The sequence below is a fragment of the Candidatus Kryptoniota bacterium genome, assembly GCA_036567965.1.
Lineage (GTDB): Bacteria > Bacteroidota > Ignavibacteria > Kryptoniales > JAKASW01 > JAKASW01.
This window is the reverse complement of sequence record DATCTN010000012.1, coordinates 84067-110398: the sequence shown is the minus strand read 5'-3', so window position 1 is coordinate 110398 and position 26332 is coordinate 84067. Positions and strand designations below refer to the sequence as shown.

At 50.5% G+C, this 26332-nt stretch carries 25 protein-coding genes; 14 read left to right on the top strand and 11 right to left on the bottom strand.

The annotated features are described in order from the left end of the window. Positions 1-23: 23 nt before the first annotated feature. The 8 genes from VIS48_04770 to VIS48_04735 all read right to left on the bottom strand — a co-directional run bounded on the left by VIS48_04770 (position 24) and on the right by VIS48_04735 (position 6766). Positions 24-554: a hypothetical protein gene (locus tag VIS48_04770; protein ID HEY9165452.1), complete on the bottom strand. Its 531-nt coding sequence runs from the start codon at positions 552-554 to the stop codon at positions 24-26. A 174-nt stretch (positions 555-728) separates the two neighbouring features. Next, a complete protein-coding gene (locus VIS48_04765) occupies positions 729-1385 on the bottom strand; it encodes a CoA pyrophosphatase (protein HEY9165451.1) in 657 nt (218 codons plus the stop codon). Positions 1386-1427: 42 nt separating this feature from the next. After that, on the bottom strand, positions 1428-2285 hold the full coding sequence (panC, locus tag VIS48_04760) for a pantoate--beta-alanine ligase (GenBank protein ID HEY9165450.1): 858 nt from the start codon (positions 2283-2285) through the stop codon (positions 1428-1430). Positions 2286-2291: 6 nt separating this feature from the next. Next, positions 2292-3197, bottom strand: a complete 906-nt coding sequence (gene rocF / locus VIS48_04755; protein ID HEY9165449.1) for an arginase — start codon at positions 3195-3197, stop codon at positions 2292-2294. 6 nt (positions 3198-3203) lie between these two features. Beyond that, positions 3204-4043, bottom strand: coding sequence for an acetyl-CoA carboxylase, carboxyltransferase subunit beta (accD, locus tag VIS48_04750; GenBank protein ID HEY9165448.1), 840 nt, complete (start codon positions 4041-4043; stop codon positions 3204-3206). Next, positions 4043-4756: a tRNA (adenosine(37)-N6)-threonylcarbamoyltransferase complex dimerization subunit type 1 TsaB gene (gene tsaB / locus VIS48_04745; protein HEY9165447.1), complete on the bottom strand. Its 714-nt coding sequence runs from the start codon at positions 4754-4756 to the stop codon at positions 4043-4045. Before tsaB ends, accD begins: the two co-directional genes overlap by 1 nt. Next, positions 4753-5181 (bottom strand): tRNA (adenosine(37)-N6)-threonylcarbamoyltransferase complex ATPase subunit type 1 TsaE, encoded by a 429-nt coding sequence (gene tsaE, locus VIS48_04740; protein ID HEY9165446.1) that lies wholly within the window; start codon positions 5179-5181, stop codon positions 4753-4755. Before tsaE ends, tsaB begins: the two co-directional genes overlap by 4 nt. A 13-nt stretch (positions 5182-5194) precedes the next feature. Then, positions 5195-6766, bottom strand: a complete 1572-nt coding sequence (locus VIS48_04735; GenBank protein HEY9165445.1) for a bifunctional response regulator/alkaline phosphatase family protein — start codon at positions 6764-6766, stop codon at positions 5195-5197. A gap of 601 nt (positions 6767-7367) precedes the next feature. Between VIS48_04735 and ilvB the strand changes: the two genes are divergently transcribed. From ilvB to VIS48_04665, 14 genes are all read left to right on the top strand, one after another. Continuing rightward, a complete protein-coding gene (gene ilvB / locus VIS48_04730; GenBank protein ID HEY9165444.1) occupies positions 7368-9101 on the top strand; it encodes a biosynthetic-type acetolactate synthase large subunit in 1734 nt (577 codons plus the stop codon). Continuing rightward, a complete protein-coding gene (ilvN, locus tag VIS48_04725) occupies positions 9098-9589 on the top strand; it encodes an acetolactate synthase small subunit (GenBank protein ID HEY9165443.1) in 492 nt (163 codons plus the stop codon). The genes ilvB and ilvN overlap by 4 nt, the downstream gene beginning before the upstream one ends. 121 nt (positions 9590-9710) lie before the next feature. Next, the gene (gene ilvC / locus VIS48_04720) at positions 9711-10703 is read left to right on the top strand and encodes a ketol-acid reductoisomerase (protein HEY9165442.1); all 993 of its coding nucleotides are present in this window, start codon (positions 9711-9713) and stop codon (positions 10701-10703) included. A gap of 20 nt (positions 10704-10723) precedes the next feature. Then, positions 10724-12334: a citramalate synthase gene (gene cimA, locus VIS48_04715; GenBank protein HEY9165441.1), complete on the top strand. Its 1611-nt coding sequence runs from the start codon at positions 10724-10726 to the stop codon at positions 12332-12334. Continuing rightward, positions 12331-12561, top strand: a complete 231-nt coding sequence (locus VIS48_04710; protein ID HEY9165440.1) for a hypothetical protein — start codon at positions 12331-12333, stop codon at positions 12559-12561. Before cimA ends, VIS48_04710 begins: the two co-directional genes overlap by 4 nt. A 23-nt stretch (positions 12562-12584) precedes the next feature. Next, on the top strand, positions 12585-14144 hold the full coding sequence (locus tag VIS48_04705; protein HEY9165439.1) for a 2-isopropylmalate synthase: 1560 nt from the start codon (positions 12585-12587) through the stop codon (positions 14142-14144). Positions 14145-14197: 53 nt separating this feature from the next. Further along, positions 14198-15493, top strand: coding sequence for a 3-isopropylmalate dehydratase large subunit (locus VIS48_04700; GenBank protein HEY9165438.1), 1296 nt, complete (start codon positions 14198-14200; stop codon positions 15491-15493). 21 nt (positions 15494-15514) lie between these two features. Next, positions 15515-16096 carry a 3-isopropylmalate dehydratase gene (locus tag VIS48_04695; GenBank protein ID HEY9165437.1) on the top strand — a complete coding sequence of 194 codons (582 nt, stop codon included), beginning with the start codon at positions 15515-15517 and terminating at the stop codon, positions 16094-16096. Continuing rightward, a complete protein-coding gene (gene leuB, locus VIS48_04690) occupies positions 16089-17156 on the top strand; it encodes a 3-isopropylmalate dehydrogenase (protein HEY9165436.1) in 1068 nt (355 codons plus the stop codon). Before VIS48_04695 ends, leuB begins: the two co-directional genes overlap by 8 nt. Before the next feature lie 186 nt (positions 17157-17342). Continuing rightward, a complete protein-coding gene (locus tag VIS48_04685; protein ID HEY9165435.1) occupies positions 17343-18275 on the top strand; it encodes a nucleoside recognition domain-containing protein in 933 nt (310 codons plus the stop codon). Continuing rightward, positions 18272-18808: a spore maturation protein gene (locus tag VIS48_04680; protein HEY9165434.1), complete on the top strand. Its 537-nt coding sequence runs from the start codon at positions 18272-18274 to the stop codon at positions 18806-18808. Before VIS48_04685 ends, VIS48_04680 begins: the two co-directional genes overlap by 4 nt. An 18-nt stretch (positions 18809-18826) precedes the next feature. Continuing rightward, positions 18827-20149, top strand: a complete 1323-nt coding sequence (locus VIS48_04675) for a hypothetical protein (GenBank protein ID HEY9165433.1) — start codon at positions 18827-18829, stop codon at positions 20147-20149. 56 nt (positions 20150-20205) lie between these two features. Further along, positions 20206-20589, top strand: a complete 384-nt coding sequence (locus VIS48_04670; GenBank protein HEY9165432.1) for a c-type cytochrome — start codon at positions 20206-20208, stop codon at positions 20587-20589. A gap of 1 nt (position 20590) precedes the next feature. Next, positions 20591-21679, top strand: coding sequence for a hypothetical protein (locus VIS48_04665; protein HEY9165431.1), 1089 nt, complete (start codon positions 20591-20593; stop codon positions 21677-21679). Between the two features lie 23 nt (positions 21680-21702). Here the strand turns inward: VIS48_04665 and pyk are convergent, their stop codons facing one another. The 3 genes from pyk to VIS48_04650 are packed head-to-tail and all read right to left on the bottom strand — an operon-like array spanning position 21703 to position 26286. Then, on the bottom strand, positions 21703-23133 hold the full coding sequence (gene pyk, locus VIS48_04660; GenBank protein ID HEY9165430.1) for a pyruvate kinase: 1431 nt from the start codon (positions 23131-23133) through the stop codon (positions 21703-21705). After that, entirely contained in the window at positions 23108-23866 is a 759-nt protein-coding gene (locus VIS48_04655; GenBank protein HEY9165429.1) for an NAD-dependent deacylase, read from the bottom strand. Before VIS48_04655 ends, pyk begins: the two co-directional genes overlap by 26 nt. Then, positions 23863-26286: a penicillin acylase family protein gene (locus VIS48_04650; protein ID HEY9165428.1), complete on the bottom strand. Its 2424-nt coding sequence runs from the start codon at positions 26284-26286 to the stop codon at positions 23863-23865. Before VIS48_04650 ends, VIS48_04655 begins: the two co-directional genes overlap by 4 nt. Between the last annotated feature and the right edge of the window lie 46 nt (positions 26287-26332).

Genomic DNA, 26332 nt, shown 5'->3' with positions numbered 1-26332 from the left:
TACGCTGGGAGTAATATACTACGTCACGTGCTGCGTTTGAGCATCTCACCGAAATGTTCTTCTCTGCAGCTGGGGCAAATCCCGTGGGTGAACATAGCAGTTGTGTGTGCCATGATATACTTCTCCATCGGCTGCCACTCCTCTTTCTCATCCCTGATCTTCTTGCAGTAGGAACATACGGGAAGAAATCCCTCGAGTAGGCGGAGCTCTTTTGAAAGCATGCGGGTTTGAGATGACCTGCGATCGACAACGACAGCAAAGGAGGAGAGCACCAGGACTCTGATGAACATGTTTACGCTCGCCTCCCCTACCGACCATGGAACTGTCCAGAATTCAACATTAAAGTAGAGTCGAACGAGTGGGAACAGAATCGCAAACGTGATTCCTGCCCAGCGCCCATTGTACCAGGATGCTAATGCCACTGGGACAAGGTAAGTAATCGGGAACTGGATGAATGGCCCGGCGATATAGTCGCCGATAACGAGAATGAGTGAAATTCCCAGCCATAAAAGGAGTAACCCGGGTTTCGGCGGTGATAATTCATTTGTTTTCATGGCACGACCAGTTTCGTTTCATATAGGTTTGACCAGTCCGATTGCAAAATGCTCACGCATCTGCGGCCACTAGAACCGGATCGCGTGAGACAGAACCTGTTACTCGGACGCTTCGTTATCTCTCTGCCGCACTGACATGTTATCAATCCATCAGCCTTTTCGATAGTAGCGTCTTCATCTCATCCTTTTTATGAAATCAATAATGATCCTTGCCGTAATTCCCCAGATTGTGCCCTCCGAGGTTTTGAACACATAGACTTTGTGCCTTGCTCCACCCCACGACTTCCAATACCGTTCGGGCAGCCCGAGTTCCTTCGACGGAAGAAGGACGACCTCGTCGTTGGTCTTGGCGTCTGTGAATGAAGGATAAATTCTGGTCATCAATTCATAAGTCTCCGGCTGGTTGTGCTGAAAGTGCGACACGGGGATGAGAAAAGCCTTTTCGACTTCCTTTGGGTTTGCAGTGATTTCACTTTCTGAAACGTCGGACACTCCTACAAATACATTTACCATGACTCCTAGCGGCACGATTACCGAATCGAGCCTTCCAATAATCTTGATCTTGCTTCTTGGAATCCCCACTTCCTCTTCGACCTCCCTCAGCGCAGCCATTTCAAGAGTCCCGTCGCTCTCATCGAACTCTCCGCCCGGCAGCGAAATCTCCCCCCCTTGCCTGATCGAAGGTGCTCTCTTCTCGAAAAGGATGTGGTACTCCCCATCGATCGGAACCAAAAGAAGGACGACCACTGAGACAAAGTACTCTCCACTCGCGTTGAGACCGGGATTTTGTGGAAGCTTGTTAGCCAATCCGGCGAGTTCGTTCAGCTTCATCTCAGCAGCCGTAGCTCAAATTAGAGACAGAGACCATGCCCATTAGTGCCCCAGGTCGTAAAGCATATTGTCTATCAGCCTCGTCTTTCCAAACCTGACCGCCAGTATCGCTTGCGCCTTCTCGAGTCCATCGGTCGACTCTACACGATCGAAAGTCGATGTGTTCACAAAACTCACGTAGTCGATCTTCGCATCGGAAACGCTGTCAATAAGCCTTATCATCTCTGACCTCACATGAACGAGGTCCGTATCACCTTCTTTGAGGATCCTCTCGGCAAGCTTCAGCGATCTGTAAATCACCGACGCCTGAGCGCGCTCCGATTCGGAAAGGTAGACATTTCGCGAGCTCATGGCGAGACCGTCGGGATCACGAACAATCGGGGCGACGCGGATACGGACGTCGAAATCCAAATCGCTGACTAGTTTTTGGATGATGAACACCTGTTGAGCATCCTTTTGTCCGAAAACAGCAACATGCGGCCTGATGATATTGAAGAGCTTCGTAACAATCGTAGCAACTCCTCTGAAGTGTCCCGGTCTGAATTCTCCTTCAAAAAGATGAGAGACCTTGTCGAGTTCGACAAACGTAAGAAAGCCTTCCGGGTACATTTCCCTGTCGACCGGCTCGAACAAATATTCGACGCCACGTGCAGCAGCCATTTTCTCGTCACGCTCCAGATCGCGAGGGTACCTCTCGAAGTCCTCGCCTCTCCCGAACTGCGTCGGGTTTACGTATATGGACATGACAACGACATCCGACTGTTTCTGCGCTTCATCCAAAAGGCTTAGATGTCCCTCGTGGAGGTATCCCATAGTCGGAACGAGTCCGATCCTTTTTCCACCGACGCGGAGTTCTCCCGCAATCGATTGCATTTCAGCGATAGAAGTTATTGTCTTCATCTATTCTCAAATGATTTTTTTCCCGAGCGCGGATGCGACAACCGCGGTGGCGAACTCAGCGGATTCGTTCCTCACGTCGAATATCGGGTTAACTTCGGTGACTTCGAGCGAGCTCATGCACTCGCAATCTGCTATCGTTTCCATTATGAGGTGAGTTTCTCTGTAGCTTAATCCACCGGGCGACGGTGTTCCGACTCCTGCTGCTACGGATGGGTCAACGGAATCGATATCAAAACTAACGTGAAGCAGGTCGACATTCTCCTTGAATTCTTTCAGTGCCCGTCCGATTATCCTGTGAGCACCGTATTTATCAATGTCAGCCATGGTGTAATACTTTATTCCGGTGCGCTTCATTATCTCCTTCTCCGCACGGTCTATATTTCTAACACCTATCAGAACGGCGTTTTTCGGGTCGACCTTCCTGAAGTCGCCGCCTATCGTCGTCAGCTCCTTGACGCCTTCGCCAAGGACTGCAGCGAAGGGCATCCCGTGGATATTTCCGGAAGGGCTTGTCTCATTCGTATTCATGTCCGCGTGAGCATCGATCCAGATGACTCCGAACCTCAAGCCGTTCTTCCGCGCGAAGCCTGATAACCCCGAAATTGTTCCCATCGCGATCGAGTGGTCCCCGCCGAGCACCAGCGGGAATTCCTTTTGCTCCATGATTGTCCCGATCTTGTGGGCGAGTATTGTCGATACTCGGACAATTTCGGGGAGGTACTTCAACTTCGGGTTGTCGATCTCCGCGCTTTCAGGAACCTTTACCGGAATATCGCCGTCGTCGAATACGGTGTGCCCGATTTCACGGAGCCTCTCGGCGATACCGGCAATCCTCAGCGCGGACGGACCCATATCGACCCCGCGCCTCCCTGCGCCGAGATCCATCGGCACTCCGACAATCCTGATGGTCATTGCGGATTACGATTCCAGGAGATCTAACAGCTGTGTTACTTTGCCCTTAAGTTCTTTTCTATGCGCGATAAAGTCGACAAATCCCTTGTCGAGAAGGAATTCGGATCTTTGGAATCCTTCCGGAAGGTCTTTACCCACTGCTTGCTTAATCACTCGCGGACCAGCAAACCCGATGAGTGCTCCGGGTTCCGCGATATTGAAGTCGCCCAGCATGGCAAAGCTCGCGGTCACTCCTCCCGTGGTCGGATCGACCATGATCGAAATGTACGGAAGTCCGGCCTTATGTAATCTCGTCAGACGAGCGCTCGTCTTGGCCAGCTGCATGAGAGAAATCGCTGCTTCCATCATTCTCGCCCCGCCGCTTTGAGAAATCAAAATCAATGGTCGCTTGAGCTTGACCGCGCGATCGACGGAACGTGCAACTTTTTCACCGACTACAGAGCCCATGCTACCGCCGATGAACTGGAAGTCCATACAGCCGAACACGACCTTGTGCCCATTTATCTCTCCGGTTCCCGTCCTTATTGCATCGACAAGTCCGGTCTTCTTCTGAGCTTCGGCAACTCTAACTTTGTACGACTTTGTATCCGTGAACTTCAGAGGATCGTTCGACTTCAGTGCCCTGTCTGTCTCTTTGAAGCTTTTCTTGTCGAGAAGGAGCTGAATATACTCTTTGCTCCCGATCCTGAAATGGTAATTGCACTTGTTGCATGTCCAGAGATTGTCCTGTAGCTGCGATTTGTGAAGTACCTCTCCGCACTTTTCGCATTTCACCCATGAGCCTTCCGGCAAATCTTTTTTTTCGCCGGAGACAATGTTCTGTTTAGACCGTTTGAACCAGGACATCAGATTCTCTCCATGATTTTTTTTAAGGGATTGCCTTTAACGGTCACGAAGTCCTTGACATACATCGGCACCAATGTTCTAAGGTCTGAAAACTCCTGCCTGTCGAACTTCTCCTGGGCCGCCATGCCCACCTCCACAGCCGAGGCGGTCAATTCGCAGAATGAGCGCTCACCGAATTTCACGTTTATGCAATCCTCCTTGACAAGTTCGGCCACGCCTTCGCCGACGAAAATCGTTTCGGAGTCAAATTCCTCGGCGATTCCCGCTGGACCAGAGACTTTATAATCGCCCGACCTCTCCGGAAATGAATTTACGAATTTATATCTGCAATAATAAAATTCCCTTCCTCTGGCGTGAAGTACCGGGACAACGGTCTTCCTATCAACCAGTATACGGGCGCGCAAAGCCAGCGCATCAAGCGTCGGAACTGCGATGATCCGCTTGTCTTCCGCAAAGGCTATTCCTTTAGCGACGCTGAGCCCGATCCTGAGACCGGTGAAGCTGCCGGGACCATTCGAGACTGCGATCGCATCCAGATCGCTGTACTTCAAGCGAAGATTCTTCAGCAGATCATTGATCACTGACACGAGCCGTTCGACATGTGCGTGCGGAACGTATATCGAAAACTCTCCCGCGACCACGCCGTTCTCAGAAACTGCGACGGAGCAAATCTTGGTCGCTGTCTCGAGCGCCAGTATCCTGTTCGTACTCATTCGCCTTCGTTTAGAGATGCTATTGAAATTTCGCGGGTCGACTCATCCACCACCGCCAACTTCACGTCGAATCTCCTGCCCGGTATGATACCGTCGAGCTTCTCCGCCCACTCCACGAGACAAATCCCGCCGGCCTCGAGGTATTCGTCAAATCCAATTCCTAAAATCTCGTCCACATTGCTTAGCCGGTACAGGTCGATGTGAAATACCGGCATCGTACCATGATACTCGTTCACTATGGTAAAGGTCGGGCTGTTTACGACTTCCGTCACTTTGAGCGCCTCGCAGACACCTTTGACAAATTGAGTCTTGCCTGCGCCGAGCTCGCCGTATAACGCAACGAATCCCCCTTCCTTCAACTGACCGGCGAACTTCTTGCCAAGTGCAATCGTTTCGCTTTCAGCTTTTGAGATGTGGATTTCCATCTTATTCGGGCTCTTACCTTGGGTCCAGGAAAATTACCGGCAGAATCATCTCCTCAAGAGAGATCCCCCCATGCTGGAAGCTGTCGTGATATTGCTCCAGGTACTTATGATACTCCGTGGGATAAACAAAATAAAAATCCTCTTTGGCGATAATGTAATTGATCGTCACACCGCGCCTCGGGAGCATGTAATCCTCCGGGTTCTTCACGAATATCGCCTGCCTGTCGTCGCATTTTAGGTTCCGTCCAAATTTGTAGCGGAGATTCGTTGACGCCTCTCTGTCACCAAGAACCTTGGAGCCCCTGAGGCTCCTCACACTCCCATGATCGGTTGTGACCACTACAGTCGCATTTGTCTCGGCCAGCGCTTTGAACAGATCGAGGAGATATGAATGCTGGAACCACGATTTCGTCAGCGACCTGTACGCACTTTCGTCGGGCGCAATCTCCTTCAAAATGTCCGAGTCGGAACGCGAATGAGCCAGTATGTCTACGAAATTTACGACTATCGTGGTCAGAGGTAATCTGACAAAGCTGGAAATATTCGATACGATATTCTTTCCGAAATCAGGATCGATGATCTTGATATATTTCGGTTCCACTCGAATTCTCTTCCGCTGAAGCAGATCGGTCAACAATTCCTTTTCATACCTGTTCCTGCTCGAGTCGTCGTCTGAATTTCCTTTGTCCCAGATTTCAGGGAACCGCTTTTCCATTTCAAGAGGAAGAAGCCCGCTGAAGATCGCGTTGCGCGAATAGGGAGTCGCCGTGGGCAATATCGAATAATAGAATTCTTTGTTGATGGCGAAATCGTCTCGCAGGTAATCTTCCATGATCAGCCACTGGTCGAGCCGCATGCAGTCGATTACGATCATCACAACCGGTTTTCCAGGAGTCATCTTCGGCATTACGTAGGTTTCGAATACCTCATGCGAGAGTTTCGGCTTCTCGGATTTCGAATTGACCCAATTCTTGTAAACGCTTTCGATGTATTTCCCGAACGCGGCGTTCGCTGCTCGCCTTTGGTCTGTCAGCGGGTCCTTCAAGCCGGTCTCAGGATGCTCGTCGATCTCGAGCTCCCAGTAAGTCAGCTTCTGGTGAATCTCCACCCATTCTTTATAGGTGAGTTCACTATCGAGCTGGCTCGAAATATCACGGAAGTCAGTAACATAATCACGCGATACGCGCTCACCGGTGATCCTGTGACCGTCGATGATTCGTTTTGCCGTAAGAAGAATCTGACTGGGGTTCACGGGCTTCGTAAGATAATCGGTTATCTTCTGTCCGATCGCCTCTTCCATAAGAGACTCGGCTTCATTCTTCGTAATCATGACGACAGGTATTTCAGGAGCAATTCCTTTGATCGCCTCAAGTGTTTTCAGACCGCCCATTCCGGCCATCATTTCGTCAAGCAGAATGAGATCGTAGTTTTGGTCGCGGAAGTTCTGGCGAACGAGTTCGATTGCATCCTGTCCGTTTGTAGCTGTATCCACCTGGAAACCTTTGTCCTTCAGGAAGATGACATGCGGCTTCAAAAGCTCGATTTCATCGTCTACCCATAGTATTCTATGCTTTTCCCCGGGCATTTTGACTCCTCTCTTCGACTATTTCGTCCGACTCGCAAAAAAATTTATCGCTGACGCCGCTAATAAACAATCCGCCATTTCAGCCACCGGGACGTATTATCTAGATCTTTGATCAAGAACTGATCGGGATGATCAATCCGGCAGAAGATAACTCCCTTAACTTAATGCAGGTTTAACAAAATAATTCCGATGAAACTATTGACAACGGCTACACCATTTCTTATACTCTATTAAGGAAAGATGATAACCAATAGCACTACATATGAGTCATTAGTAGCGGGAACGGCTTACCCGCTGTCCGAAAGTGTTGTCGGTTCTTATCTTCGTGGCCTCATTTCCATTATTTCCATCCTTATTCTCCTCCTCCTTAGCGAGGGGAATATCCTACTCGGCATTATTAGCTAAATAGCCGAAGGTTATTCCCCAGAAGCAAACCTGAACTAAAATCCAAAATCGACGAAGCGGGAATAACCTGAAGCTCAGTACTGTGCCGGGCGCGTATTGAGGTCTTTGGATTTGTTCATTTAAAAAGCTGTAAGACTGAAGCGGGTGGACATGTGACCGAATCAGACAACCTATAGAAGAAACGGAGACATGAAATATGAGCACGAACGAAATTACAGGCGCCGAGATTTTTGTAAAAGCCTTGATGGAGGAAAAGGTCGAATACATTTTCGGATATCCGGGAGGCGCCGTGATCGGTGTCTACGATGCAATGCACGACATGTCTGACATCAAGCACATTTTGACAAGACATGAACAGGGAGCAGTACATGCGGCCGAGGGATATGCGAAGGCTACCGGCAAAGTGGGAGTAGTTGTGGTAACGTCGGGCCCCGGCGCCACGAACACGGTGACAGGGATTGCCGACGCGTATATGGATTCCGTACCGATCGTTGTGTTCACCGGCCAGGTCGCGACTCATTTGATTGGCAACGATGCGTTCCAGGAAGCCGATATAATCGGGATAACAAGATCTATCACGAAACATAATTTCCTGGTGAAGGACGTTCGTGAACTTGCATGGACGATCCGGGCCGCGTTCCATATTGCTGCGACCGGCAGACCGGGTCCCGTTGTTGTCGACATGCCGAAAGACGTGATGGCGTCACGAACGGCATTTTCGTATCCTAAAGAAGTTAAGTTGAGAGGTTACCACCCGTTCTACTTCGGGCACATGGGGCAAATAAACAAGGCGGTTGAGATCATTAACGCATCGAAAAAACCGGTCCTGTATGTCGGTGGGGGCGCCATTGCTTCGAACGCCTCCAAGGAAATTGTTAATCTCGCGAAGAAACTGAACGCGCCGGTTACCATGACGCTGATGGGACTCGGAGCATTCCCAGGCGAAGACGAACTCTCGATGGGAATGCTCGGTATGCACGGAACATGGTACTCGAATATCGCCGTCGACCAATGCGATTGTCTCGTGGCGATCGGTTCCAGATTCGATGACCGCGTCACCGGCAATCCTGCGTCCTTCTCTCCGAAATCCAGGAAAGTTCACATCGATATCGACCCATCGGCGATTAGCAAGAACGTCAAGGTCGATGTGCCGATCGTCGGCGATGTCCGCCATGTGCTCGAGAGGTTGATTCCTCTGGTGAAGCCGCTTGACACTAAGGAGTGGCTCGAACAGATACGTACGTGGAAGAATGAACATCCGCTAAGGTATGAAGACGGCGATAGGATTCGGGCACAGTATGTAATTGAAAAGATCTATGAAGTGACCCATGGCGAAGCGGTAGTGACTTCAGATGTCGGACAGAACCAGATGTGGACGGCACAGTTCTACAGGTTCAAGAACCCGAGATCGAACATTACGTCAGGCGGCCTGGGCACGATGGGGTTCTCCTTCCCTGCTTCCATAGGTGCGGCGTTCGGAGTAAAAGACAGACCCGTCTTCAGCATAAACGGGGACGGAGGAATTCAGATGAACATCCAGGAGCTGGCGACGGCCGTTGGTCACAAGCTCCCGATAAAGATCGTGATCCTGAACAACGGTTTTCTCGGAATGGTGAGGCAATGGCAGGACATGTTTTACAAAAAGCGATACAGCCAGGTTTCGCTCGGGAACAATCCGGATTTCGCGAAACTCGCGGAAGCGTTCGGAGCCGCCGGGTTCGTTACTGACAAACCCGCCGAAGTTGCCCCGATCCTCGAAGAATCGATGAAGATAAACGACAGGCCGGTACTGATAGATTTTAGGACGACAAGCGAAGACAATGTCTTCCCGATGATCCCGAGCGGAGGAACGGTCGCCCAGATAATGGATTATCCGAAGAGCGTCGAAGAACTCAAGAAATTACATTCCCATATGGAGACCGTGAAGTGAAGAAACATACCATATCCGTACTTGTTGAAAACAAATTCGGCGCGTTGAACAGGATCGTGGGCTTGTTCAGCGCACGCGGATACAACATCGACAGTATTTCGGTCGGAACAAGCGAAGATGATTCAGCCGCGCGTGTCACGATAGTCTCGAAAGGCGACGACGACATTATCGAACAGATCATTAAACAGTTGAACAAACTCATCGACGTTACGAAAGTTGTGGATCTCACTTACGACAGCTTCATGGAGCGTGAGCTGATCCTGATTAAAGTCTCAGCGAACAAAACCACCCGTTCCGAGCTGATGCAAATTTCGGAAATCTTCCGATCCAAAATCATTGACATAAGTCAGCGGTCAATCACAATAGAGGCCACCGGGAGCGAGAAGAAAGTGGAAGCAATGATAAAAATGCTGGAACCGTTCGGCATCAAAGAAATCGCACGGACCGGCCGCGTCGCGTTGAAGCGAGAATTCGAGGGTGAGGTTTAGAAATGAGACAGCGGGATCCAGAACATAACTCACGGTACAGGCAGCTGATTGCTGCTGTTCCCTCATCCGTAACCCTCACCTTGTCAAATCATTCACAATCTCAAAAGTCAAAGGAACACAAATGAAAGTGTACTACGATGCTGACGCAGATTTATCTTTACTCACGGGAAAAACTGTGGCAATTATCGGCTACGGCAGTCAGGGACACGCGCATGCGTTGAACCTCCGCGACAGCGGTGTAAAAGTAGTCGTCGGCTTGCAGCCCGGGAGCAAATCAAGAGCGGCAGCTGAAGCTGAAGGACTTCAGGTAATGACGCCGTTCGACGCGTCCGCAGCAGCAGATCTTATAATGATTCTCGCCCCCGACATGGCACAGAAGAAGCTGTACGAGACCGAGATCGCGCCGAATCTTTCTGCCGGAAAGGTCCTTGCATTCGCTCACGGCTTCAATATCCACTATAAACTGGTACAGCCCCCGAAGGATGTCGATGTAATAATGATAGCTCCGAAGGCTCCGGGGCATCTTGTGAGAAGAGTGTTTACGCAGGGAGCGGGTACACCTTGCCTTATCGCAGTACAGCAGAACCACTCCAAACAGGCACTCGAGTATGCGCTCGCCTATGCGAGAGGAATCGGCGGAACAAAAGCGGGAGTTATAAAGACAACTTTCAAAGATGAAAGTGAGACCGATTTATTCGGCGAGCAGGCGGTACTTTGCGGCGGGTCCGAAGAATTGATAAAGGCGGGGTTCGAAACACTTGTGCAGGGTGGTTACCCGCCGGAGCTTGCGTACTTCGAGTGCATGCACGAGTTGAAGCTCATTGTCGACCTTTACTACGAAGGCGGACTCTCGAGGATGAACTTCTCCGTCAGCGACACCGCCGAGTATGGAGGTTATACGCGGGGTCCTCGTATCATCACAAAGCAGACCCGCAAGGAGATGAAAAAGATCCTAAATGAAATTCAAACAGGCAAATTCGCGAAGGAATGGATAAACGAGACTTTTGTGAACAAGCAGAAGAAGTTTCTCAAGATGCGGAAGGAAATGAACACGCACCTTGTCGAGAAAGTCGGATCCAAACTTCGCGCAATGATGAGCTGGCTAAGGAAGTAACAACGTCCGAGAGGATAAACATGAACGACAAGATATACATATACGACACAACGCTCAGGGACGGAACCCAGGGCGAGGAGATCTCCTTCAGTGCGGAGGACAAGGTCAAGATCGCTCAGCATCTGGACTCGTTCGGAGTCGATTTCATTGAAGGCGGCTGGCCCGGATCGAACCCGAAAGATATGGAGTTCTTCGAGCGGATGAAGTCGATCAAGCTTCATCACGCGAAGCTTGCGGCGTTCGGGAGCACATGCCGCGCCGGCTCGACTCCGGAAGCCGATGAGAACGTGAACCAGCTCCTGAGGGCAGAGACGCCGGTCGTTACGATTTTTGGCAAGTCATGGGATATGCACGTCAAGGAAGCGCTCGGAACAACCGAAGAGCGCAACCTCGAGATCATTCACGACACCGTAAAGTATCTCAAGAGCAGGCACAAGGAAGTCGTATACGACGCTGAGCATTTCTTCGACGGGTATAAATCGAATCCCGAGTATGCTCTAACGACTATTCGCGCCGCCGAATCCGGCGGTGCCGATTTCATCGTCCTGTGTGACACCAACGGCGGAACCATGCCTGATGACGTAGCCAGGATAACTGAAACTGCGGCAAGCACGGTAAAGATTTCCCTGGGAATTCATGCACACAACGATTCTGAACTTGCCGTAGCAAATTCTCTCGCGGCAATAAAGGCCGGATGTGTCCAGGTCCAGGGCACGATCAACGGATTCGGCGAGCGATGCGGGAACGCAAACCTCTGCTCCATAATCCCGAATCTACAGTTGAAAATGGGCCGCGAGGTTCTTTCGAAGGAAAGGCTGAAGAAACTGACCGAGTTGTCGAGGTACGTCAATGAAGTGGCAAATCTTCAGCCGCGGAAGAATCTTCCATACGTCGGCCAGAGCGCTTTCGCTCACAAGGGTGGAGTCCATGTAAGTGCAGTCATGAAATCTGCGCGGACGTACGAGCACATCGAGCCGGGTGTGGTGGGAAACTCGAGGAGGGTACTTGTGAGTGACCTATCCGGAAAGAGCAACGTGCTTTATAAAGCTCAGGAGCTTGGTGTAGGTATTCCGGGGAGCAACGGTCAAGCAACTGCAATTGTAAACGAGCTGAAGGCTCTCGAGAATGAAGGATACGTTTTCGAAGACGCCGACGCGTCCCTAGCGATCCTGATGAGAAGAGACGTGGGCGAGCTCGAGATTCCATTTGAACTCGAAGCACTCCGGATCATCACCGAAAAGAAGGCGAATGCCGGCGTGACTCACACAGAAGCCGTCATAAAGCTGCGGGTCGGCGACAAGATAGAGCACACTGCGGCGGAGGGAAACGGACCGGTGAACGCCCTCGACAACGCGCTCCGGAAGGCACTCTTACAGTTTTATCCACAACTCCAGGAGACGAAACTGTCAGACTACAAGGTGCGCGTGGTAGACGGTAACGAGGGTACAAGCGCGAAAGTGAGAGTCTTGATTGAAACAACGGATGAGGATTCGAATTGGAACACGGTGGGAGTTTCCGAAAACATTATAGAAGCCAGCTGGAAGGCTATGGTGGACTCCATTGTCTTCAAGCTGATGAAGGATAACGATAAAAGTAAAAGCAACAAAAGTCATTCGGAGGTAGTGAAATGAAAGCCCAGACACGAATCGAGATGCTCGAGAAAGCCTTGAGCAATGAAATGGAGACAATACGTCAGTATAACGATCACGCTGAAATCTCGGAGGATAACGAAACGAAAAGACTGTTCCGTTCGCTTGCGAGTCAGAAGTACGAGCATTATCTCCAGATAGAGCGGCACTTGAGACAACTTAAGGCCCACAACGACATCACGGACGCAATTAACAACATGTTTCAATAAAAGGCCGAGAGGTGGTCGATAACATGAAGGATAAGATTTTCATATTCGATACGACGCTGCGCGATGGCGAACAATCTCCTGGTTGCAGCATGAACACGAAGGAGAAGTTGAGAATGGCGCGCCAGCTGGAAGCTCTCGGCGTCGACATAATAGAGGCGGGTTTCCCGATTGCCTCTGACGGCGATTTCGAGGCTGTTCGTGAGATCTCGAAGGAGGTAAAGGGGTGCACTATCGCCGCGCTCTCAAGGGCGACATCCCTCGACATTGACCGCGCGTTTGAAGCGCTGCAATATGCCGCGAAGCCGCGCATCCACACATTCATCGCGACAAGCGACATCCATCTCAAACACAAATTAAAAAAGACAAGAGAGGAAGTCCTCGAGCAGTCGATCAATGCGGTCTCGCACGCGAAGAAATTGACCGGCGAGGTCGAATTCAGCTGCGAAGACGCGAGTCGAAGCGATCTGGACTACCTATGCCAGGTCATCGAAGCTGTTATTGACGCGGGTGCAGTCGTAGTCAACCTCCCCGATACGGTCGGATACTCCATCCCGAGTGAATATGGAAACCTCATAAAGACCGTTCGGGAGAGGGTCAGGAACATCGATAAAGCCGTCCTGAGCGTACACTGCCACAACGATCTCGGACTTGCGGTCGCCAATTCGGTCTCGGCCGTATTGAACGGTGCGCGTCAGGTTGAGTGCACAGTCAACGGGATCGGCGAGCGCGCGGGCAACGCTTCGCTCGAGGAATTCGTGATGGCTCTCCGGACAAGGCCGGATGCCATTCCCTTCCACCACGACATCAATACGGAAGAGATTTACAAGTCGAGCAGATTGCTTTCGACGCTGACAGGTATGATGGTACAGCGGAACAAAGCGATCGTGGGCGCCAATGCGTTTTCTCACGAAGCCGGCATCCACCAGGACGGAATAATAAAGAGCAGGATGACATACGAGATCATGACCCCGGAATCGGTCGGGATAAAACATTCTACTCTGGTCCTTGGCAAGCATTCCGGACGGCACGCGCTCAAAAAAAGATTTGAAGAGCTCGGATACTCGCTGAGCGCGGAAGAACTCGATAATGTCTATACCGAATTCACAAGACTTGCCGACAAGAAGAAAGAAATTCTCGACGAAGACCTGGTCGCGATTCTGAACAATGAACTCGATCAGGAAGAGTCGAGCTATACTCTTTCGAGCCTACAGGTCATGACCGGAACAGGCGTGAAGTCGACCGCCGTACTGGAGCTCACTGACGGAGAACAGAAATATTGTGATTCCGCCACGGGTGATGGACCTGTTGACGCAGCTTATAAGGCGCTTGAAAGGATCATGAATATCAACGGCCAGTTGGTCGACTACACCATCAAATCGGTAACCTGGGGCGGTGACGCAGTCGGGGAAGTGTTCGTGAAAGTCATCTTCGACAACGTGATCTTCACGGGACACGCAGCGAGCACGGACATCGTCACCGGAAGCGTAGAAGCCTATCTCCAGGCTGCAAATCGCGCGATCTCGGCGAGAACAAAGAAGAGTTCAGCGCATTCGACAGAAACAACTCAACTCAATGCCGTCTGAATTCATAAGACCTCTTGAACATACCATAAAGAGTAAAGGATGAGATTCTTGACATGGGAATGACAATTACAGAGAGAATAATCGCGAACCACTCAGGCAGGGATAAAGTACAACCGGGCGAGAATGTCTGGATCGACGTCGATGTGCTGATGACTCACGATGTGACCGGTCCCGGAACGATTTCAATATTCAAAAAGGAATTTGGTGAGCATGCGAAGTTATGGGATAGCGAGAAAGTCGTCGTTATCCCGGACCACTACATATTCACGGAAGACCAGCATGCAAGGCGAAATGTTGTCTTCTTGCGTGACTTTGTGAACCAGCAGTCGATACGGAATTTCTACGACGTTGGCACCCCAAGGTACAAGGGAGTGTGCCACATCGCGCTTCCGGAGGAAGGGTTCACGAGACCCGGTGAGGTACTTTTCGGGACGGACTCTCACACCTGCACTGCGGGAGCATTCGGAGAGTTCGCCACCGGAATAGGAAACACCGATGCAGCGTTCATAATGGGTACCGGGAAATTATGGGTGAAAGTCCCGCAGACGATGCGCTTCATCTTCAATGGAGAAATGCCCGGTCACCTGATGGCGAAGGATCTGATCCTCAGAATTATAGGCGACATCGGTGTCGATGGTGCTTCGTACAGGGCAATGGAATTCGCCGGCGATGCAGTGCACAGTCTCAATATTGAAGAGAGAATGACTCTCTGCAACATGGTCATCGAGGCAGGTGGAAAGAACGGTGTGATCACTCCCGATGAAAAGACAACGTCATATGTAAAGGCGAGGACGCAAAAGCCATTCACGGCGATTAAGAACGACTCCGACGCTAATTTTGAATCAGAGCGCGTGTACGACGTCTCTAAGATCTCCCCGCTTGTTGCCAAGCCGCATTCACCGGATAATGTTGAACCGGTCGAGAATCTATCAAATGTAAAGGTAGACCGCGTGTACATCGGTTCATGCACAGGCGGAAAGCTCACGGATTTTCTTTCGGCAGCAAAGATCTTGAATGGCAAACCCGTTGCAGTAGATACGTTCATCGTACCGGCGACAACGGACATCACAAATGCTTTGCACAGCACAATGCTTGGAGGCAAATCTCTTTATTCAATATTCGAAGATGCGGGCTGCAGGATCGGAAACGCGAGCTGCGGCGCATGTCTCGGAGGGCCGGAAGACACGTTCGGCAGGTTGAACGGCTCTGAGGTCTGCCTGTCGACGACAAACAGGAATTTTCCCGGCAGGATGGGCTCAAAGAACTCACAGGTATTCCTCGCTTCTCCCCTCACCGCGGCTGCCACTGCGCTGACAGGAAAGATCACCGATCCAAGAATTTACATCTGAAAATTTTCCAGGAAGGTTAAAATGCAGGGAAAAAGAATCATCGGGAAGGTATACGTTGTCGGGGACAACATCGACACTGACCAGATAATACCGGCGAAGCATCTCGTTTACAACACGCATTCGCCGGAAGAAAGAAAATTATATGGAAAATTTGCAATGAGCGGCGTGCCGGACGAAAAGTCCGGACTCCCAACCGGCGGCATAAAACTGGTTAAAGAAGGCGAGTATCAATCCGAATTTAAAATTATTGTCGCTGGAAAAAACTTTGGCTGCGGTTCATCGCGGGAACATGCACCCCTTGCCTTGCAAGTTGCAGGCATCACGGCGGTCGTCGCGCAAACGTACGCACGAATATTTTACAGGAATTCTGTCGACGGTGGATTCCTCATGCCTCTCGAGTCGGTGGAAAACATTTACAGGCAATTCAAAACCGGTGAAGAAGTAACCATTGACCTCGAGTCAAATACAATTTCTTCGAATTCAAAAGCTACGTGCAAGCTCAGCCCACTTGGTGATGCCGCGGACATCATAAACGCAGGGGGACTGTTCGCCTATGCCAGACAAATAGGAATGATCAAGTCGACGACGGGCACCGATGTTTAATATTGCTGTCATACCGGGTGATGGGATAGGCACAGAGGTTACATCGCAAGCGGTCAGGATTCTGAAGAAGGCATCACGGATACTCAATGAAACGATCGAGTTCAGCGAGCTCAAGGCGGGCGGAACAGCAGTCGACATATTCGGCAAGCCTCTCCCGGAGGAAACACTCGCAGCCGCGAAGGCGAGCGATGCGGTGCTGCTGGGAGCGGTCGGAGGACCGAAATGGGATTCGCTTCCGTACGACCTGAAGCCGGAACAGGCTCTGCTTGGATTGAGGAAATCACTCGGCCTGTATGCGAATATTCGACCTGTAATCATGTTCGACTCTCTCATCGGGTCTTCATCGCTCAAGCCGGAGGCGGTGAAAGGAATCGACATAGTGGTTGTCAGGGAATTGACAGGAGGAATTTATTTCGGGAAGCCTGCCGGGATATTTGAGGAAAACGGAACCAGGCGCGGTGTCAATACTATGACGTACACCGAGGAGGAAATCGAGCGAATAGCTATTACAGCGTTCAAGCTCGCAGCCGCGAGGAAAAAGAAAGTAACGTCGGTAGACAAAGCGAATATTCTTCATACCTCCATGTTATGGAGAGAAGTTGTAAACAGGGTTCACAAGAACAACTTCAACGAGATAGCTCTTGAACACATGTACGTCGACAATGCTGCGATGCAGCTCGTCAGAAATCCGAAGCACTTCGATGTCATATTGACAGAAAATATGTTCGGAGATATACTCAGCGACGAGGCCTCAATGTTAACGGGGTCGATCGGTATGCTCCCTTCGGCAAGCATTGGAGAGAGGCACGCTTTGTACGAGCCGGTACACGGGAGTGCTCCCGACATTGCCGGAAAAGGTCTCGCCAATCCTATAGCAAGTATCTTGTCGGCCGCGATGTTACTTGAATATTCACTCAAGCATAAGGATTTGGCAAAAAAGATCTTTCTAGCCGTAGAGACAGTGCTCAACGAGGGTTATCGCACTGCCGACATAAAATATGACGGCGGCCCTCATGTCTCGACTGAAAAGATGGGCGAGTTGATCGAAAAAGCAATTTGACCCGACGTCTTCATTATCGACCGGCTGACGTTAGCTCCTCCACACAGGCGATTCCAATCTCCCAGAAGCCTTCCAACAGTTGAAAGCATAAAATTAAGCGTTTATATTCAACCCATGGTGAAATGTGCACTTATGATTTGCCCGGACGGGCAGGCAGATTTCTGAAGAAGTGAGCAGGTTTCCCCGATGCTGAATTATGTGTGGATTGGTTTGGTCGTGATAGGCGTTCTCGCGGCTGCGGGGAGCGATATCTACGATTCGGCTAGCGACAGATACCGCAACGGTCAGGAATTCGAAGTCGCATTCGACAGCCTAGCCCCAGGCAGCGGAAATGTAAAAGTATCCGGCCAGCGGCTTGCCAAATTTTACGGAGCGGAGTCGGCCGACACCACGCTTCTTCAATTCCCTGCCACGACGAGCGGAAACGACATCACTTTGAAACTTGGGGAGCTGGCGCCGCAGATATGGAAGACTATTGCGGAAACTGCCGGTGACGCGACGCAGTTGACAGCCCACGTCGATCGTAGAGAAGGCTCGAATCTTTTCGTGGTCTTTCCAAAAACCTCGCTAGTGAAGACGAAAGCTGTCCTCGACGCGGTGATAAGTTACAGTAAGACAGCCGTTGAAATAGCGATTGGACTGATAGGTGTAATGGCTTTCTGGCTCGGCATCATGAAACTTGCCGAAGACAGCGGGCTGATCAAGATAATCGCGCGTGTGATGCAACCAGTAATGGTAAGGCTGTTTCCGGATATCCCACCTGACCATCCGGCAATGGGTTCAATCATAATGAATGTCGCTGCAAATATCCTGGGACTCAGCAATGCTGCCACGCCTCTGGGCCTGAAGGCGATGGAAGAGCTGGATGAGTTGAACCCGAAGAAAGGAATTGCAACAAACGCTATGGTGACCTTTCTCGCGATAAATACCGCTGGGCTCACGCTGATTCCTGCGACGGCGATTGCGGTCCGGGCCGCGCTCGGCTCGAAAGATCCCACGATCATTCTAATGACCTCCTTCTTTGGGGCAGGGCTTGCCACTATCGCGGGTATTGCTGCATCCAAGATTCTGCAACGCCTGAAGGTATATCGTTCTCAGATAACACCGGAATCTAAATGATAAAGGAAATACTCGGTGAGTTATCGATAGTTGCTATCCCTCTTATCGTGGCCGCGTTCGTAGCTTACGCTGCATCGAAAAAGGTTCCGGTTTATGAGTCGTTTGTCGCCGGGGCAAAAGGCGGGTTCGACGTCGCGGTAAGGATCATTCCATATCTTGTCGCGATGCTTGTGGCAATCGGGATCTTCCGCGCCAGCGGTGCGATGGATTTAATGGTAAGCGCCCTATCTCCGCTTGCAAAACTTATCGGCATGCCGCCCGAAGCGCTGCCGATGGGGTTATTGCGTCCGCTCAGTGGAAGCGGCTCTCTCGGGCTCATGACGGAGATAATGAAAAAATTCGGTCCCGATTCGTTCATCGGTGTTCTCGTGTCAACAATGTACGGTAGCAGCGAGACCACTTTCTATGTCATAGCTGTGTACTTCGGTGCCGTGAATATCTACCGCACGAGACACGCTGTTGCTGCCGGATTGATAGCGGATTTTGTCGGCATGCTGGGCGCACTTGCGATTTGCAGAATCTTGTTTTCATAAGAAGTAAATGAGACCAATATGAAATCCGTAATTTCACTTCTTGTTTTGACAGCAGTGTTCTCATCTATTTCATACGGGCAGCAATATCCACGGCCCTTATTGGCGCCGGGCCAGAGCCAGATTTCCGGCGGGCTGGGCGTATCCTGGATTGATGGTACTCCATATTACATGATCGGGGTAATGCCGGACCTATCTTTCGGCAAGATCGGTGTCGGACTTGACCTCACGCTACGCATAAACAGCCAGTCCAACAAGATTAGAAAAGTCGACTGGTCTGACGGCGCATACAGAAAGATAATCAGGTACGTGCGATGGGGTGACAAGCACGATCCGGTCTACGTACAGGTCGGACAACTTGACATGGCAACTCTCGGCCACGGGTTGATCGTGTACAATTACAACAACAGTGCAAGCTTCGACGACAGAAAGATCGGCGCTGAAGTGGATATTGATTTCACCAAATACGGTTTCGAGGCGATGTATGGCGACTTCCAGCAGGCCGGACTAGTCGGAGGAAGAGCGTACGCCAGACCGTTGAGGTTCACCCAGCTTGGGGCGATCCCGATCATCGGCGGATTTGAAATCGGCGCGACCTACGTGACAGACCAAAACAAGAATTCTGCAATTGTTATGGTACCAACTATGACCATGCGTCCTGGGCCAACTTATGGGTCGGTGGGAAGGATGTCTGAATATGGATTCGATGCCGGATTGCCAGTTCTCCGTACTCCGTTTGTCGATGCGGATCTATACTATGACTACGCGCAGTTTGTAGACTTTGGACATGGTAACGCAGCCGGTATACTCGGCACGTTTCGAGGGCTTGGTGCGGTGACAGCATCAGTGAAACTCGAGCGCCAGTGGATCGGCGACAGATTCATTCCGGAGTACTTCGACCAACTGTATGAAATCGAACGATTCGATGCCGACTCATCAGGAAATTTCTTGTCGAGCAAGGCTGAGCAGCTCGATGGCACGAAGAAATCGCAGGGCTGGTACGGTTCGTTGCTCGTGTCTGTTCTTGGACAGTTCTATATTGTCGGTGCTTACCGCGGGATTGATCATGATCCGAACGGCGGGCTGCTCCACCTTGAGACGCAGCTCCCCAATGTAATTCCAATCGTTGTATTCAGTGCGGGATATGACAGACATACGAACAACACTCTGAAGGACGCTTTCAAGCTGGACGGCCATTCACTCTTGTACGCTTTTTTCGGTTACAAGCCGTATCCGTTTATGACAGTTGGATTTAATTACTACTGGACATTCACACCAGTCGAAGGCCACTATGTCGTTCAGAGAAGAATTGAGCCGCGAGTTATGTTCAATTTCACATTCTAACAGGAACCTTTTCCTCAATTCAATCTGTTAGGTTGGGAAAAATGGAGAATCACTTTTTGAAAAAATCCTGGTTTATATTACTTATCCTAGTGGGCATCGGTATCGGCGCGCTGCTGGCCCACAAGAGGGTGTATGCGACTCAGCAATCTCAACCCGCATTCGCGAAGAACCTTCAGGTCCTCAAGTTCGTGAAGTCGAAAGATGAACTGAAGGGCTGGATGAAGATGATAAAGAACAGTCTTGGCGTGGATTGCGATTTTTGCCATAACACCGACGATTTTCCCAGCGATGAGAAGCCCGAGAAGCGCAAAGGAAGAATGATGTTGAAGATGCTCGTGCAGATTCAGCAGGATTACTTCGCATACCCGAACGCGAAGGAGCCGACATGTTACACGTGCCATCACGGACAAAAAGAGCCGGTAAACTCTCCTGAGAATTGAAATGATAAGATACTTGCCGGTTGTACTGATTCTAATCGCGGGACCCGTCCTCGCGCTTCCCCGCTTTTCGATACTCACAGGAATGCAATGCTCCAATTGCCATGTCAATCCCACTGGCGGCGAGCTGAGGAACAGTTATGGCAGTTCCGACTTCGTCGACGACCACTTACGCCTTGTCCCGGCTCACAGCGGAGATCTCAATTTCAATCCTCAACTGAATGACAACATTCTTCTCGGTGGAGATGTGAGATTTCAATATCTTTACGATGGATATCAGAAGAGGACGACCTTCCAATCGATGGAGGGATCCATTTACTCGCTCGTCCGACTTTTCACATCGACAGATTTTTTCCTGAAGTACGACATGGTTAATACCGCATACGAGGCTTACGGCAAATACAGTTTTAACTCCGGTGAATCGTATGTTAAGCTCGGAGCGTTCTCGCCTTCATACGGGATCCGGCTCGACGATCACACCGCTTACACCCGTGGCGGCAATCTCGGTTTTCTCCAGGGGCTCCCCCAGGTCGGGTTGATGTTTGTTCCGGATTACCGGGACCTCGGTATCGAAGTCGGTACGCGGTTCGACAATTTTTTCGTGACTGTCGACGCTACCAACGGTGACGGACTCAGCAATCTGAATTTCACATCGAACAAGGCGTTCATTGGAAGAGCGGAATATCTCACGAAGAGTTTCATGAACCTCATGATCGGAGCGGAAGGATACCTGACAAGCGCGACCAAAATGTACGGGGTGCACGCAGGTATTGGCGCATCCGAAAGATTGTCAATATTAGCCGAATACGATTGGGCAAGTTCCCTGCCCGGCGTGCTTCCTGCCAACTCAAATTCAAATGCGGCATTTGCGGAGGTAACTTACAGTTTCGTCAACGGGTTGTATGGAATGGCAAGGCTGGACTATTTCAGAAGTTACGCGGGGGGACCGTCCTACACTCGCTACATCGTCGGCTTGAATGTTTACCCTCTTCCTCACCTGGATTTGATGCCGCAGGTGCGGTTCGACAATTCAATTCTCCCGGGTTCGGGACACGTAGTTGAGGCGCTCGTGCAATCGCACGTCTATTTCTAGGCAAGGGTGCGAGGAAAGACCTATCAGAGAATCTTTTCTATCCGCAGCGTATTTGTGGTCCCCCTTGAAAGAAGCGGCGTTCCAGCCGTGAGAATGTATGTGTCGCCGGGGACCGCCAGCGCCTTTGATTTGAGAATGGAGCTGACCTGTGCCAGCATCGCGTCGGTATCAGACAGAGATTCCACTTCCACCGGAACAATTCCCCAAATCAGAGCAAGTTTTCGAACTACAGCAAGACTTTCAGTAAGCGCGTAGACAGGCACCTGTGGCCGGTATTTCGAGAGTGCCCGAGCCGTCGTGCCCGTATTCGTTATTGAAATAATAAAAGAGGCTTCAACAGACTTTGCCAGCGACCACGCGACTTCTGCGATCGCGTCAGTGAAATCATCGCGGACTTTTTTGTAGTTGAGTTTATGCTGTACCATGTTTAAGCGTGATTCTGCAGCCTTCACTATCTGAACCATTGTCTTAACCGATTCGACAGGAAAGATGCCCACGGAAGTTTCGCCGCTCAGCATCACGGCGTCGGTGCCGTCGAAGACTGCGTTAGCAACGTCAGTCGCCTCCGCTCTTGTCGGACGCGGTTCACGAATCATTGAGTCGAGCATTTGAGTCGCGGTGATAACCGGTTTACCATGCTCGTTGCATTTACGAATTATGGTCTTCTGAAGAATCGGGACTTCTTCTATCGGGACTTCCACTCCGAGATCTCCGCGCGCAACCATAATAGCGTTGCTGGCGGCGACAATGGCGTCGATGTCCTTAACGGCCTCCGGTTTCTCAATTTTCGAAATTATGCCCTGATTCCCGCCTAATTCTTCCAGTCGTCTCCTCAAACCCACGACGTCCGATGAATGACGAACAAATGACAATGCAATGAAATCAAAATCCTGTTCGACTCCGAATTTGAGATCTTCGATATCTTTTTCAGTAAGAGAAGGTATGCTTACTTTCACTCCCGGCAAATTTATTCCTTTATGAGATGAAAGCATACCGCCGTTGACAACCGTACATGAAACTGTTTTCCCCGAAACGGAATTCACTTTCAATTCAAGAAGACCGTCATCCATCAGAATTCTATCGCCGGGGACGGCGTCTTTCACCAATCCACCATATGTCACAGGAATAGTATTTCCAGAACCCTGGACATTTTCTGTTGTCAGAACCACGACGGCATCGCGCTTCAGCAGAATCGGTTCGATCAGCTGCCCGACTCTGATTTTCGGCCCTTGAAGATCCTGGATCACGGCGAACCGTTTTCCCGTTTCGACTTCAAGTTCCCTGATGATGCCTAATTGTGCGGCGTGCTCCTCGTGAGTTCCGTGAGAGAAGTTGAGTCTGAACACATCGGCGCCCGCATCTATGAGCGATCTTATTTTCTCTCGGGTGTTGGAAGCAGGTCCGAGTGTACAGACAATCTTGGTTTTCTTATTTTGTTTCTTTTGCAGATCCACGGTACTCCCTGATTTTTTTTACGACCTCAGTAAGAACTACTGACGCGGGCCCCTGAAGGGAAAGGTCCGCCAGCTCTGTTATCGGAGTTTCCTCGATGTTTACTTCAACGATCGCGCCTCCATGCCTCTTCACGGTCAGAGGCAGCTCGGCTGCGGGATACACCACAGCGGAGGTCCCCACCACGAACATGAAATCCGCCTCTTCAGAAAGTTTCTGCGCCATCTGCCATTGGTCGAACGGAATCATCTCGCCGAACCAAACGATATCCGGACGGATGAGCCCTCCACAATCTGCGCATCTAAAAGAATTATTCCGGTCGAAATCTTCGCCGTCGTATCTCTTTCCGCAATTGAGACAATAGTTCTTTTCAATGTTGCCGTGAAGCTCGGCTATCTGTCTCGAGCCGGCCCTCCGATGTAAATTGTCAATATTCTGTGTCACGACTGCGAATCGCGGAAAGAGCTTCTCCATTTCTACGAGTGCAAAATGCGCAGGGTTCGGCGTGACGGAACGCGTAACCTCTCTTCGATGCTTGTACCACTTCGACACGAGTTCCGGGTTTCTCAAGAAGGCATCGAAGTTTGCCAACTCTTCCGGTTTCAATTTCGACCACAAGCCGTCAGTTCCCCTGAAAGTTGGAACACCGCTCTCGGCAGAGATTCCTGCCCCCGTCAAAGCCACCACTCGTTCTGCGGACGCGAGCGATTCGAGAAAATCTGCAGTGATCATCATTGCAGAGGAATGAGTTCAAGTCGGTTCATTTCCTCACCCAGGGGAATCCGGGTCGGGAAAAATCTCACATCACCTCGAAGGTAATCGTTCATCAGGTCTGAATAGTGCAGACTTAACAACTGCCCGCATTCTCCTCCGGGCAGAGAAAAATAAGCCCCTTGTCTCCCGAGATCAACGATCATTCTCATCGACGGACCGATAGTCATTTCGTACGGATCGTCGAGGGAAAACTCGCCGTTATTTAAGGTTGTGCTGTTGCCGCCTCTTTCGTAGGGACCTAGATCGTAGAGCCTCTTTATTACGGAATTTGAACTCAAGGGATGCTTCAACTCCAAAGTGTGCAGTCTCCCCCACGTCCAGTTTATCGGGTCCGCACCGAACCGCTGACGGAGAGATTGCAACGCGTTGTTAAAGCTCTCGGCGGTCTTGAAGTTCAAAAGACTATCACCGTTGTCTGCTCCGTACAGTTTGCCGACTAATCGGGGGTCATTGATGTAAGCGTCGAGCATTCTGGTGGGAACATTTCCGATCAGGACGTATTTCCTGTAGAGCGAAGTCCCCAACTCCGGTTCAAATACGTCCCTGATCAACTCGACAAAAGTCGCGTTCAAGATTGAAGCCGCTGTGCTTTTCGCGATTATGTTTCCATCAAAGTTCCTGAGATAGACGAGCTCCTTCGGGGAGAAGTTTTCGCTGTCGCAGGCAGCGAGAATCTTCCGACTCAGCTCCACCATATATTCGGAATAGTAATCGAGCTGGAGAGTCTTGCTGAGTCCCAAGTTCATCGTATCGTGGGAAGCGATGAAAGAGTTTATTCTGTCGATCCTTGACGAGGCTTCGTACAAATTGGTGAGGTAATAGGGAAAATTCTCGGGTATTGTCTTGTTATTTGCCGTCGCATAGAAGCCGCCGGCAGGATTCAAATTCTGCGGAAGAAGTTCAAATGGGATAAAACTTTCCCAAACGAGTTTACTGTTGTTACCCGCCTGAGGTAGAAACGGGAGAGGATACTTCCGCAATGGAATATTTCCAGCGGCTTTGAATCCTATATTCCCATTCACGTCAGCAAAGACGAAGTTCTGTGCAGGAGCACCGAAATTTTTCAGCGCGGCGAGGAACTCCTCGTAGTTGTTTGCGGTATTCAGTAAGTAGATAGCCCTGATCTCGTCGCTGGGCCAGTACGCTGACCAGCGGAGGGCGACAATTCCGGAATCCTCCGACGATTGTGAATGCAGAGAACTCATCTTATACGAGTTGGACAGGACGTCGCTGACGACCGGACCCTGCTCCGCCTCACGTTTGATGAAGACGTACGCTGGTTTATCCTTTATCTCGATTGTGTCAACCTTGTTTGCAAATGCCAGGAGTTTGCCGTCATACTGAAAGGAATCCGGATTTGCCGAGTCAGGTTGAACTTCATAAAAATCGGCGTCATCTGCCATAACGTTTGTCATGCCCCATGCGATCCGATCGTTTCTTCCAATTACGATTCCAGGCGCGCCGGGAATCGAAACGCCGATCACATGAACAGTTGGGGAGGCTATGGAGACTAAGTACCATCTCGCAGGGAGACTGAAAGCGAGGTGCGGGTCATTGCAGAGAATCGGATAGCCCATCCCCGTTCTCGTGGGGGAAATAACCCAATTGTTGCTTCCGATACCGTCCGGGGATTTCGAGCCTTCCAGGAATGAGTATGCCTCGGAGTTGATCTCAATAAATCTCTCCAGCGATGTGTATGTGCCTTTTCGGTTTCGCTGAGGGAGTTTTAGATTCTGACGGTCTGAGAAAAGGGGGATCAGGACTGAGGCCTTGTCGGGACCAAGTTTATTGTAGATTTCACCGAAGACCGGCTTGGTCCACCAGGCGAGATTGAGATCCCAGGCCATCAATCTTGCCACAATGAGGCAGTCTCTTGGCGTCCACTCCCTTGGATGGAATTCCAACATCGTGAACTCCGCAGGTAACGCCTTCGTCGTCTCAATATATGCGTTTACGCCTCTACAGTACCAATTAAGTAAGTCTCTACTTATCGGTGACACGGTTTGGTAGAGTGAATCTGCGAGCTCAGTGAATCGAAGCGTCCGAAAAAGCAGATCGATATCCAACGTTCTCTCACCGAAAATCTCGGATAGTCGTCCTTCACCGAGCCGTCGGTACACCTCCATTTGAAAGAGTCGATCCTGGGCATGGACAAAGCCGAGCGCAAAGTAAGCGTCCGAGTCCGATCGCGCCTCTATATAAGGTACACCGACACTGTCCCTGTACACTACTACATTGGACCCGATGCCCGCAAGAGCGATATGCCCTTTTTCCTGGGGCAGCGAAGAGGTGCCTATCTTCCGAAGCAGGAGGAGAATACTGACGAGAATAATAATCAACGTGAGGGACGCGATGGCGAGAACCAACTTAAACCGTTTCACTTTGACAATTTAGTGAACGGAAAAACAATCTAACAGAAAAATGAGA